The organism is Pseudomonas sp. NPDC087598 (genome assembly GCF_044743525.1).
Lineage (GTDB): Bacteria > Pseudomonadota > Gammaproteobacteria > Pseudomonadales > Pseudomonadaceae > Aquipseudomonas.
Genome location: NZ_JBIUWQ010000023.1, coordinates 1 through 13,139 on the forward strand (window position 1 = coordinate 1; position 13,139 = coordinate 13,139).

The window sequence follows — 13,139 nt, forward strand, 5'->3', positions numbered from 1 at the left end:
CCACTTCGTCCACCGTTTCGCAGTGTTCCGCGACAGCCTCACAGGCAGCGCCGGGCAACTCAGCTCGTTCCAGGCCCTGATGCTCAGCCTTGCCGGCCGTGTCGGTGCAGGCAACATCGCCGGTGTCGGCATCGCCGTGACCCTTGGTGGTCCGGGTGCGGTGTTCTGGATGTGGGTGACCGCACTGGTCGGCATGTCCAGCAGCTTCTTCGAATGCACCCTGGCCCAGGTCTACAAGCGCGCCGAAGGTGATGGCCTGTACCGTGGTGGCCCGGCCTACTACATCCAGCACGGCCTGAAACTGAAAGGCATGGCGGTAGTGTTCTCGATCCTGCTACTGGTCACCTACGGCTTCGCCTTCATTGGCCTGCAGTCCTACACCGTGACCCATTCGCTGCAGAACGCCTTTGCCTTCAACCCACAACACACCGGTATCGTCCTGGCGGTGTTGCTGGCCATCACCTTCATCGGCGGCATCAAGCGCATCGCTTCGGTGTCCGACCTGCTAGTACCGATCAAGACCCTGGCCTATATCGGCGTGACCCTGTACGTGATCGGCACTCAGATCGAACACGTGCCAGCCATGCTGGAAACCATCTTCAAGAGCGCCTTCGGTCTCGACCCGGCCTTTGGCGGCCTGCTCGGCAGCGCCATCGTCATGGGCGTGAAGCGTGGCGTGTTCGCCAACGAAGCGGGTCTGGGCAGTGCGCCGAACGTCGCCGCCGTGGCTGCCGTGAAGCACCCGGGCGCCCAAGGCGTGGTCCAGGCCTTCAGCGTGTTCCTCGACACCTTCGTGATCTGCACCTGCACCGCGCTGCTGATCCTGCTGTCGGGTTTCTACACCCCGGGCTTCGAAGGTGACGGCATCGTCCTGACCCAGAACTCGCTGGCCGCCGTGGTCGGTGACTGGGGTCGCATGTTCGTCAGCGTCGCGCTGTCACTGTTCGTCTTCACTTGCATCCTCTACAACTACTACCTGGGCGAGAACAGCTTGCAGTTCCTCACCCGCAATCGCGCTGCGCTGATGGTATTCCGCGGTCTGGTGCTGGCGCTGGTGGTATGGGGTTCGATGCAGGACCTTTCGACCGTGTTCGCCTTCGCCGACATCACCATGACCTGCCTGGCCTTCGTCAACCTGGTGGCCCTGGCCATGCTGTTCAAGGTCGGCATGCGTGTGATGCGCGACTACGACGATCAGCGCCGCGCCGGCGTCAAGCAGCCTGTGTTCGACTCCAGCAAATTTACTGATCTGGATCTGGACCTGAAGGCCTGGCCGACCACTCAGCCGGCCGCCGCTGGCAAGACTGAAGCCGAGCCGCAAGGCGTGCCTGCAGCGCAACGCTGACAGATGAATGACGGGCGCATCCCCTGCGCCCGTCAGTTATTGTGATGCAATAACTTGTAGGAGCGAGCCTGTTGTGGTCGCTGGCTTTCAGCCAACATCCCTGTTGAATGATGAACCGCTATCGCGAGCAGGCTCGCTCCTACAGTGTCATCTCTTGTGGAGACCTCAGATGATTGCCAATTCTTACCCCGCCGCCCAAAACGTCATGGTGCTCTACACCGGTGGCACCATCGGTATGCAGGCCAGCGCCAATGGCCTGGCCCCGGCGTCCGGTTTCGAAGCGCGGATGCGCGAGTACCTGCACAGCCAGCCAGAACTGATCGTGCCGCAGTGGCGCTTTCGCGAAATGTCGCCGCTGATCGACAGCGCCAACATGACCCCGGCCTATTGGCAGCAACTGCGTGAAGCAGTGGTCGACGCCGTGGATGTGCAAGGCTGCGACAGCGTGTTGATCCTGCACGGCACCGACACCCTGGCCTACAGCGCTGCAGCGATGAGCTTCCAGTTGCTGGGGCTGAATGCTCGCGTGTGCTTCACCGGTTCCATGCTGCCGGCGGGCGTCACTGACAGCGATGCCTGGGAAAATCTCGGTGGTGCGCTGGTTGCTCTCGGCCAAGGCCTGGCACCGGGCGTGCACTTGTACTTCCACGGCGAACTGCTGGCGCCGACCCGTTGCGCGAAAGTGCGCAGCTTCGGTCGCCATCCGTTCAAGCGTCTGGAGCGTCAGGGCGGCGGCGTGAAAGCATCGTCGATTCCGGCTGCGCTGAACTACAACCAACCCAAGCAACTGGCCAAGGTCGCCGTACTGCCACTGTTTCCCGGCATTGGCGCCGAGGTCCTCGACGGCTTGCTCGACAGCGGCATTCAGGGTCTGGTGCTGGAGTGTTACGGCAGCGGCACCGGCCCGAGCGACAACCCTGAGTTTCTGGCCAGCCTCGGTCGCGCGCGGGATAACGGCGTGGTGGTGGTGGCGGTCACGCAGTGCCATGAAGGTGGCGTCGAGCTGGATGTGTATGAGGCTGGCAGCCGTCTGCGTGGCGTTGGCGTGTTGTCCGGTGGCGGCATGACCCGTGAGGCGGCGTTCGGCAAATTGAATGCGCTGCTCGGTGCCGGCTTGGCGACAGACGAAGTCCGTCGACTGATCGAACTCGACCTCTGCGGCGAACTGATCTGACACACCACACGACCCTGTAGGAGTGAGCCTGCTCGCGATGGCAATCTTTCATTCAACATTGATGTTGGCTGCCAGACCGTAATCGCGAGCAGGCTCACTCCTACAAGGGAGTTTCGTCCGGCATGTAACTTGCTGCGTTCCAGTCATCCCAAGGCTGGAAGATCCTATGCTGCACTCCCACCTCACCACCCTCAACGCCGTCTCTTTGGTGCTCAACACCTTCAAGGATCAGGGCCTGTCCAGTGACGCCTTGCTCACGGGCAGCGGCATAAGTGCGGCGGATCTGGCCCGGGCCGATACGCGCATCACCACCAATCAGGAGATGCAGGTCTGTGCCAACGCGGTCGCGCTCAAGCGCGACATCGGTCTCGAACTGGGCCGGCGCATGCACGTTTCCTGCTACGGAATCCTCGGTTACGCATTGCTCACCTGTGCCACCTTCGGTGACGCTTTGCGCCTGGCGATCCGTTATCCGGCGCTGCTGGGAACACTTTTCGAACTGAGTCTGGAAGAGGACGGCGAGCGTGTCTGGTTTGTCGCCGCCGACTATCGCGAGAGCCCGGCGATGGCGGTGTTCAATGCCGAGTTCTGCCTCGTTTCGCTGAAAGTCATCTGCGATGACTTGCTCGGTCATCCGCTGCCGTTGCTGGCCACACGGTTCGAACACGCAGCACCGGACTACCGCGCCAGCTACGCCGAACACTTCGCCAGCCCGCTGCACTTTGCCGCCAAGGACAACGCTTTCGCCTTCGACCGGCACTGGCTCGATCAACCGCTGCCGCTGGCCGACAGCATCACCCATCAAGCGATGGCCGAACGTTGCCGCAAACAGAATCTGGAGTTCACCGGGCGTCAGGCCTGGCTGGGACGGATTCGTCAATTGCTCAGCGCGCAGTTGAACGCCGCGCCGGGGCTGGAAGGCCTGGCTCAGCAGATGAAATGCTCACCGCGCACCTTGCGCCGGCATCTCAAGGACATGGGCAGCAGCTATCAAGAATTGCTCGATGAACTGCGTTTCGAGCGCGCCAAGCAGATGCTGTGTGAGGAGCAACTGCCGATCTACCGCATCGCCGAGACACTGGGCTTCAGCGAAACCGCGAGTTTCCGCCATGCCTTTGTGCGCTGGAGTGGCGTGGCGCCCAGTCAGTTCAGGCCTTGAGATAAATCAGGCACTGCGTCGAGGACTGCACTACATTACGCGGCCTGATTCTGTCGCCGGTGTTTTTGCTCGATGGCCCTTTTTCGTAACTGCGCACAACGTATCCTATTCGCTGTTCTGATCAACCTGCCCATGGCTGCCCATGCCATTGAGCTGAACTGGTGGGGGCTGCCGCCCAAAGCGCTGGTCGACACGCCCGAGTACGCTCGCACCATCATTCCGATGCCCACTGCTGCCGAAACACCGACGCCGTTAGTGGGGTTGCTCAGTGGCTTTCGCGGTCTGTTCTACCTGAACGTCTATCGCGATCAGGACTACCGCGAACGCACGCAAAAACTCGGGCCGATTCCGCTGCTCACCGCCGACGAGTTTCGCAGCTGCATTACTGACTTCCAGTACTTGAATCTGGGTTCGTCCGCCAGTCGCACCGATATCGCACCCGGCATCGTGGTCGATACGCTGACGTTCGACTGCGTCAAAAGCAGTGGCTGGGAAACCAAGCGCTACCTGCTGATCGATTGGCGCGCACCCGGCACGCCGCTGCTGGCGCTAGGCCGGATCCGCAACGATCACCTGCTGTCGTTCCAGCCGTTGCAGGACACCCCGGCCACAGTGCTCGACACCTGGCTCAAAGGTGTCGAAGGTGCCCGGGACGCCATGCGTTACAACGTACCCGACGCTCCGCTGAGCATTGAGGTCGATCCACAACCTTACGTTGCCGGCGACGGCGCCCTGCAACTGTGGGACCTGCATCGGCAACTGAGCCAGGCCAGCGACAAAGGCCCGGGGCTGAAGAAAGTCGATGAGCTGTTTTTGAATCAGGACTTTCGCCGGATCGGTGCTGACCAGAAAGAATTCATCGGCCAGCTCAACGACATTGCGTTCTGGAAAAGCGAACTGACACCGGATGAAGGCTCCCGGCAATGGCTGCTGGAGGTAGTGCGTCGCGCCCCGCAACGTATTCCGGTGTATTTGAACCTCGCGGATCAGGCCTGGCAAGGCTATGAAAAAGCGCCTGCCTACACCACCCAATACGCCATGGCGCTGGAGTATTACCGGATCTATTGCGGCCTGCGCCTGCAACGCAACCTGAGCGTGCCCGAGCGCGTGGTGCAACGGTTGGGCCTCAGCCAGGCCGAGCCTCAAGCGTGCCAGGCCCAATGGCCATTGATCGAGGCCGTCGACAATCAGGACGAGCCGCGCGTGCGGCAGTTGCTCGACAGCGGCCTGCAAGCCAAAACCCTCGGCGAGGACGGCCGCAGCGCCTTGTTGCACGCACTGGATGCACCGAACTTCGCCATCGCCCGCCTGCTGCTCGAACGTGGCGCCGAAACCCACGGCATCAACGGCAACGAACCGCTGGTGATGCAGGCACTCAACAAGGATCTCAAGACCGACAAGGATCCACAGCAAGGCCAGCGCACGCAGTTCCTGCTCAACGCCGGGGCCGCCATCGACGAACCCGATGCGCGGGGCGAGACCCTGCTGATGCAGCGCGCATCGACTAAGGATGACGAGGTGTTCAACTGGCTGTTCCAGCACCCGCAGAACCTCGATTTGCGGCAAAGCAAGGAACAGCGAACCGCGCTGTACGAAGCGATTTACCGCAACAACTATCCGGCGGCAAAACGTCTGGTCGACGCCGGCGCGCAGCTGAATTTTCTCTATCCTTCCGGACGTTGCTACAAGGGTGATCGCCTGGACTCGGTGCTCTATCTGCTGGCGAGCCAAGCCCCAAGAGGCAACATCGACAAGGAACTCGACCATCAGCAAATGTTCGGGCTGTTCACACTGATGCTGGAAAAAGGCGCCGACCCGACGCTGGGAAATGATTGCAGCGAGGATGCCTACAGCAAGTTGCGCAAGGTGCTTGAACAACGCGAGCGACCGGATTGGCTGGAGGCGCTTGACCGCCATCAAGCCGCGCCGGATAAAACCGCCAGTCGTCCCTGAATCCGTATGGCGCCCCACCGAGGGGCGCCTTGGTCTGTGATGGGGCGATTTGCGGTCAGACTTTTTGGCCAGATCAATCCCCTTTTGGCCTTTCCTGCCGTTCTCCGAATCGCTTTGCGCCGCAACACTGGGCACAACCGAATCAGCCCTGCGGAGAACAACAAATGCTGACGATCTACTCGGACGATCACCACCTGCACCATGGCCGCTGCGAATTGATCGATGGCCAGCTCAAACCGTGTTTCGAGATGCCGTCGCGCGCCGATCATGTGCTGCAACGCGTGCAGAACCAGCATCTGGGCCCGGTCGAGGCACCGAAGGATTTTGGCCTTGAGCCGATCGCCCGCATCCACAGCCGCGACTACCTCGACTTTTTCAAAGGGGCGTGGCAACGCTGGACCGAATTCAACACCGACGGCGATCTGCTGCCCTACACCTGGCCGGCGCGCACCTTGCGCGCGATCAAACCGACCAGCCTGCATGGCCAACTCGGTTACTACAGCTTCGACGGTGGTGCGCCGATCACCACCGGCACCTGGCAAGCGGCGTACAGCGCAGCGCAGGTCGCGCTGACCGCGCAAGCGGCCATTCAGCATGGCGCACACAGTGCCTTTGCCTTGTGCCGACCACCGGGACATCACGCGGCCAGCGATTTGATGGGCGGTTATTGCTACCTCAACAACGCTGCCATTGCTGCGCAGGCATTTCTCGATCAGGGCCACAAAAAGGTCGCGATCCTCGACGTCGACTATCACCACGGCAACGGCACGCAGTCGATTTTCTATGAGCGCAGCGACGTGTTGTTCACTTCGATCCACGGCCACCCGGAAGCGGAGTTCCCGTTCTTTCTCGGCTATGACGATGAGCACGGCGAAGGTGCCGGTGAAGGGTTCAATTTCAACTATCCGCTGCCGGCCGGGTCGGGCTGGAATGTCTGGAGCGCAGCGCTGGATCAGGCCTGCAACCAGATCGACCGCTACGGCGCCGACATCATTGTCGTCTCGCTCGGTGTCGACACGTTCAAGGACGATCCGATCTCGCAATTCAAACTCGACAGCCCGGACTATCTGGCAATGGGCAAACGCATCGCCGCCCTTGGCAAACCCACGCTGTTTGTCATGGAGGGCGGTTATGCAGTGGAGGAGATCGGTATCAATGCGGTGAACGTGCTTGAGGGCTTCGAAAGCGCCCAATAATCAGCCCGTCGCCAGAGACCCGCAACTGCGGGTCTTTTTTTGCCTGCAAGCTGTATGTACCGCACACCGCCGGCACGCGACTTTTACCTTGCCCTGACCCGGCGCCATTTAGCGCGCCGCCCTTGTCAGAGCAGGAATTGCCCATGCCCGAAATCTCCTTGCCCAGCGCCGTTGATGTACTGACGCAACTGGTGACCGGCCCCTCGCTGCGGGAAGTCGCCACCCAGGCGCTGCGCCCCGCGCTGAAAACCCTGTATCCGAATCTGGATATCGATCCGCAACAGGCCATGGTCGTGACCCCGACCTGGATCGTCAAAGACGACCGTGTCGTTCGCGGCGGCAATCAGGTCGAATCCCTGACCGACGTGCTGGTGCGGCTCGGCCTGTCCGGTACCACCGTCACGTATCTGGACGATGAACAGTTTCTGACCCTGCATCCCGGCAGTGAGTCAGCGATCCAGTTACCCGTGGAAGTCGACGCGCTCGCCAGCCTGCTCAACGAACTCGCGCCGCTGCTGTTCGTGGCGTACCGCGAACAACAGGTTGAGTACTGGAATCAGCACACGTCGCTCGCACAGCCGCGCTGGTATCAACTGTCGGATGCTTTGCACAACCTGTGGAATGTCGACGAGAGCCTGGGCTGGGACGAGCATCAGCTAGCCATGGCCCACGCGGTTTTCCGTCACCCCGACAAACAGCAACGGCTGTCCGCAGACAAATACAAAACCCGCGCGTGCCTGATCGACCTGGATCAGGGCAACGGTGAAAAGCACACTCACCTGCACGTTCTCGATACCGCCGTGCTGGTCGGCATCCACGAGAAGCGCACGCTGATCGTTACGCATTCGCTGGTGAATGGCTTCCGGCGTTTCGATTCGATGGAGGAGCTTGGGAGTGCCCTGCCGCGTCGGTATCGAGAGAACACCGCCGCCGGTGGCCTGCACTGGCGGCTGTTCGAGCCCGACGGCAATTTTTTCGATCAACAGGCTTGCACGCTGATCGCTCTGGAGGCCGACGCCCTCGGCGAAATCAACTTCTTTCAAGGCTCGACCCTCAACAACCTCTTCCCGCAAAACGGCACGGGCGGCGATCACTCAGAGCCGGCGCCACGCCTCAAACCGCACGTCGACCGTCTCCAGCCGATGCTGCCGCCCTGGCTCGACAACGCGAATGCAGCCGATCAGACCGGCTTCAGCCGACACCTGCTGGACCTGACTGTGGTGCAACACCAGAACGCCGGTAAGTCGTTTCAAAGCGAGGTCGACAATCTCGACACTTTTACCCGCGATGCGTTGACCCGACAGATCCTCACCGATCACCCCAAGGCCGGCGAGGTAAAAATCGACGAGATCGAAATCAGCATCACCAGCCTGGAGGTCTGGGGCACGTTTGTCTTGCCGTTCAATAGCGACAACCAGACGTTGTCGCTGAGCGAACTGACCCTGCAAAACCTCGAAGGGTTGCCGCTGGGCAACAAGACCGTACGCTATCGGGATGGCAGCGCTTTGCCGGACTGGCTCACCGTGACCTACGTGGAAAAACTGGTCACCACCGTAAACATCGGCAAGACCTATCCGGCGTACCTGAAAAAGCTTCTGGTCGACGATAACGTCCAGGCCGCAGCCCTGCAGAAGTTGTATATCCGCCAGTTGCCGATCGAACTGCCGATGCTGGCGCTGCAACACAAGATCCGTGGCGAGGCCGGCATTGATGAACAAGGTTATCGCTACCTCCTGGCCGCCCTGAGTGACAGCGCCGAGGGTCGCTTGGTCGACGGGCAGGAAATCATCATCAGTCCGCTGGCGTTCAATGCCCACCGCATCAGCTCAAGGGCCGACACCGTGGTCAACATGTTTGTCATCGGCCCGCGTCAGTCCGACAAGGGTCCCTACCTGCTCTATCGACCGCTGTTCGAAAAACCGCTGATTCAGTATCCGAGTCGCACCAATCTGCTTTATGCGATCAAGCACTCGCGACTGCTGCGCGAATCGGTGCTCGCCTGGTTGCCGGATGATGTTCGTTTCAATTACAGCCAGTACGTATTCCCGGCCAAGATGCCGTCGGTGTGGGTCATTCCACAGACCGTGGTCAATCCGGTCAGCGCCATCGACATGCTCGGGGTGGTCAAGCTTCACACCAGCGCAATCACCGGCGATATCGTCGAGACGCTGCACAAGGCCAACGTTGCCGCCCTCCTCACTCAGGCTGATCGCCAGACGGTCTCGAATGCCGAGGCGCGCTGGGCCACGGTAAAACGCGGCGGCTGGATGCTGTTCAACGCCGCCCTGCCGTTTCTTGGCCGTGGCGTCAGTACCGCCGCCTGGATCTGGCAAATCATGGACGACCTGCAAGAGATCAGCGATAGCGAAAACCAGCAGAGCGGCAAGATCGCCTGGACGGCATTGGCGGATATCCTGCTGGCGCTCGGCATGGTGCTGGCCCATCGCGCCGCCGTCGGCAAGGCAACGCGGCGCAAGACCGGCACCGTGTCGGAAACGGCAGAACAGTTGACGCCAAAAGTCGTTCCCGAAGCCATCAAACCCGTGCGCATGCAGGACGTTACCAGCCTCGAACTGCCAGTCGGTCATGACACCTCGCTCAATGCGAGCGCGGCACTAGGGCGCTCACGTCCCGGTCTTGAGTCACTCCTCGACAGCCTGAAAACCATAAAACCCAAAGGGCTCGGCGCAGCGGCCACCGAGGGTCAGCACCAGCACCTCTACGCTCACCAAGAAAAATGGTACGCGCCCGTCGGCAAGCGCTGGTTCGAAGTGCAATTCAACGACAACGGCGATGTGCAAATCATCGATTCGCATCAAGTGCCCGCACGTACAGGGCCCTTGCTGACCCGCACGGCGAGCGGGCAATGGGTCGTCGATTTACGCCTGCGTCTGCGCGGAGGCGCCCTGCGCAGCCGCATCGCGCAAGCACGCCTGGAAAAACAACAGAGGCTGACTCAGTTGAAGAGCGACATCAGCGCCTTCGATGTGACGATGAAACCCAAGCAGGACACACTGGCCGACTTTCATACCGCGTTGCTTGAGGCACTGCCGGAAAAAGTCGAAGCGATACGCAAGGAGTACCTCGACACCATTGAAGCGCAGCTCAGCCAATACACGGTCCACATTGACAAGCTCAAGGCCCTGAATCTGGCGGAGCCGATACCCAACTACCGTACGGCCATGATCGACCGGCTGACCATGCAGATGTTTCTGTGTCACTCCTGGTTTCTCGAACGCAATGGCGAGTACGGCAGTACCCTGACCACGACGATGAATCTGTTCGAGAACAAAGTGACGTCGCAGGCCGATCACGTCGCGGCCTTCGAAAAACTGAATGGGCTGACCGGCAAGTTCATTGCGAAACTGGAGTTCGCCCACACGCGCTTCGATGAGCTGAAAATGCTTGGCAAAGAGGGGGTCGAGACCCAACGTAATTACCAGACCAAGCTCCCCGCCTATGAAATCAACGACCTGAAAATGCTCGAGATCAGCCTGGGGCAGAAACTCTGTCTAAAGGCTGTCCCGCCAGACAGGGCGACTGAGGCTAGAGTAGCGCTGGAGAACGTCATCGAAGATGCCGCCCTGAACATTCAGAGCTCGATGGACCTGAGCACTGATGAAAGCCTGGACAACCTCGCCGAACGGATAGAAGCCACCAGCAATCTGGCCGAGCAATTTACCGCCATCGACCAGCGCTTCGTCGATCTGCTCGTCGAATATCCCAAGCACTACCAGCCCGAGCGTTTGGCGCAGGTGCGCAAGCGGATCAACGAATTCAGCGAAGCCACGATAAACCGCCTGGGAAACCTGTTGCGCGACCAGATTCTGCTCGGGCCGAAGCCCGGCCCTTCCCGCCCCTGGGCCGGTTCCGGCAGAAAAATCATCAAGACCCGCTACAAAGGCACGCTTGTCGGTGAAGTCCGCAAAAGTACCGATGGCCAGGACACTGACCTGGTGGAGGTGCGAGCAAAAGTTTCGGGCAGACTCATCGCCACGTTTCACGAAAAAACGCCCGGGGAGTGGGTCGAGCGCATCACACCGAAACCGTCCCCGACCAAATCCAGGCCGAATCTGAACAACAGCCTTGCAGCGGGACAAGCCTTGATCGACGACCTGCCAGCGTTCCACAGACGAACCGAAGGCCACGTCAAACGTGCCAAACGCATACCCGCCGAGGCTGAAGCCCTTTATCAAGTACACGCCGTGAGTCTGCGCAGCGCCAGAGAGGCAATCGACCAGGCCTTGATCGCCAGCAATGAGCCGGCAGATCGCGTGGCATCCGAGTTGGTGGACGCACTCGACAGCGCAGCGGCAGCCCTCGACAAAAAGGGCCGCAAAACGCGTATTACCCTGATCAAGCAACAGCCGCCGACGGCCGCCCACGTGCAATGGTTGAAAAACATCGGAGAAGTGAAAATCGCCAAAATCGGTCTCCGCCGTCGGTTCAAGGGGCGGGCCAATGACTTTCTCGATGAATATGAAGTCAGCGACGCCAGAACCGGTACAGCGTTGTGGTACGCGCACCTTCACTATGACAACGCTAAAGACCCGGTCACTGCGTCAAAGGCGCGCCATATGAAAACCCTTGAGCAGCGGCACCTTGGTGGTGCCTACGAAATGCATAACCTGAACAATCAGGAACTCATTGCCATTCATCGCAGCGGGATGTCGCTTAAATTGGCCGAAGAGTTGTTTTTCCCACCTGCCACGCCTGACGCAGGCGCATCAGCGCCGCATTGATCGCCGGCTCAGGCACAGCGGCAAAGCCCAGTACCAGACCGGCGCGCTGATCTGGAGCGATCGAGGAATCGGGCAGCCAGTAATGGCTCAATCCGTTGATTTCCACGTCTACACGAGCAGCCTGTTCAATCAGTTGCTGCTCGCGGGCGATGCTCTCCACGGGCACGGTCAGGTGCAATCCTGCTGACACTGCCGGCAGTTTGCCGACGCCGGCAATGTCCGCCGGCCAACCGTCGAGCAAGGCATTGCGACGGCTGAGCGCGGCCCGGCGCATGCGCCGGATATGCCGCTGAAAATGCCCGGCGGCCATGAACTCGGCCATCACCGCTTGCGTACTCACCTCGGAATGCCGGACGTCCACCGCCCGGCGTTGCGAGAAAGCTTCCACCAGCCCCGGTGGCAACACCAGATAACCAAGGCGCAACGCCGGGAAGGCGACTTTGCCGAAAGTGCCGACATACAACACCCGTCCCTGGCGATCGAGGGCGGCCAAAGGTGCCAATGGCGCGCCGGTGTAGCGGTACTCGCCATCGTAATCGTCCTCGACGATCCAGCCTTGGCTACGTTCGGCCCAGGCGAGCAATTCCAGACGCCGCGCCAGACTCATCACCACCCCTGTCGGGTATTGATGGGAGGGCGTCACATAGGCCACGCGACAATCACCGGCCGCCGACAGCGCTGCGCAATCCATGCCCTCTTCATCCACCGCGATACCGTGCAAGCGACCACCCGCCACAGCGAAGGCATGACCCGCCGCGCGGTAACCGGGATTTTCGATGCCAACGCCATCGCCCGGCTCCACCAACAGCTGTGCACAAAGGCTGATGCCTTGTTGCGCGCCACTGGTGATCACAATTTGTTCAGCCGAGCACTGCAAACCGCGTGAGCTGCGCAAATAAGCCGCAATCAGGCTGCGCAAGCGCGCATCGCCGGCAGGATCGCCGTAGCACAATTGCTGAAGATCCGGTTTGCGCCAGAAAGCCGCGTTGAGCTTGGCCCAGACGTCAAACGGGAACAGATCAAAAGCCGGCACACCCACTCGAAATGCCCGTGGCGGCCCACTTGGAGGACGAGCCAAATGGTTGTTCTTGACCCGACTCAATGGTTCGCTGTGGATAACTTTGCTGGATGGATCAACAGGTAAATCCAGCCAATTTGTGGATAAGGCTGTGGGTAAGCCTGTTGAAAACCCTGTGGATACTTTTGTGGATAGTTTTTTGGCGGAAGACGCGGTTTGCGGTAATTGAGCGACGTAGGTGCCATCGCCAACCTTTCCTTCGATAAAGCCTTCGGCATACAACTGATCGTAGGCTCGCACCACGCTGTTGCGGGAAATACCCAAAGCCAGCGCCAGATCCCGACTGGCCGGCAAACGTGTACCGCTGGCCAGACGGCCGTCGAGCACGCGCAAGCGCAACGCCTGATAGAGCTGACGCGTCAGGCCCTGACGGCGATCAAGCTCGATACCGGCCGGATTGAAGGGCATGGACAACGTGGACGAATCAGGCATGGCAATGGACCTATGAAATTGGTCATCAATGGCTCTTACAACAGACCAATAGCCTGCCTA

The 13,139-nt window shown here is 60.4% G+C and carries 7 protein-coding genes; 6 read left to right on the forward strand and 1 reads right to left on the reverse strand.

Translation table 11 applies throughout. The features are described 5' to 3' along the window. The 6 genes from ACIOWE_RS14625 to ACIOWE_RS14650 all read left to right on the forward strand — a co-directional run. Positions 1-1,345 (forward strand): alanine/glycine:cation symporter family protein (locus tag ACIOWE_RS14625; RefSeq protein WP_401392469.1); only part of this gene is annotated, 1,345 nt, incomplete at its 5' end. A gap of 169 nt (positions 1,346-1,514) precedes the next feature. Then, a complete protein-coding gene (locus ACIOWE_RS14630; RefSeq protein ID WP_401392472.1) occupies positions 1,515-2,519 on the forward strand; it encodes an asparaginase in 1,005 nt (334 codons plus the stop codon). Between the two features lie 166 nt (positions 2,520-2,685). After that, positions 2,686-3,678: an AraC family transcriptional regulator gene (locus tag ACIOWE_RS14635; RefSeq protein WP_401392475.1), complete on the forward strand. Its 993-nt coding sequence runs from the start codon at positions 2,686-2,688 to the stop codon at positions 3,676-3,678. A 132-nt stretch (positions 3,679-3,810) separates the two neighbouring features. After that, on the forward strand, positions 3,811-5,631 hold the full coding sequence (locus tag ACIOWE_RS14640) for an ankyrin repeat domain-containing protein (RefSeq protein ID WP_401392478.1): 1,821 nt from the start codon (positions 3,811-3,813) through the stop codon (positions 5,629-5,631). Positions 5,632-5,795: 164 nt separating this feature from the next. Beyond that, positions 5,796-6,827 carry a histone deacetylase family protein gene (locus tag ACIOWE_RS14645; RefSeq protein ID WP_401392481.1) on the forward strand — a complete coding sequence of 344 codons (1,032 nt, stop codon included), beginning with the start codon at positions 5,796-5,798 and terminating at the stop codon, positions 6,825-6,827. 143 nt (positions 6,828-6,970) lie between these two features. Next, positions 6,971-11,569 (forward strand): hypothetical protein, encoded by a 4,599-nt coding sequence (locus tag ACIOWE_RS14650; RefSeq protein WP_401392484.1) that lies wholly within the window; start codon positions 6,971-6,973, stop codon positions 11,567-11,569. Here ACIOWE_RS14650 and ACIOWE_RS14655 read toward each other — a convergent pair. Beyond that, positions 11,502-13,079 carry a PLP-dependent aminotransferase family protein gene (locus ACIOWE_RS14655; protein ID WP_401392487.1) on the reverse strand — a complete coding sequence of 526 codons (1,578 nt, stop codon included), beginning with the start codon at positions 13,077-13,079 and terminating at the stop codon, positions 11,502-11,504. The genes ACIOWE_RS14650 and ACIOWE_RS14655 overlap by 68 nt on opposite strands. Positions 13,080-13,139 lie beyond the last annotated feature (60 nt).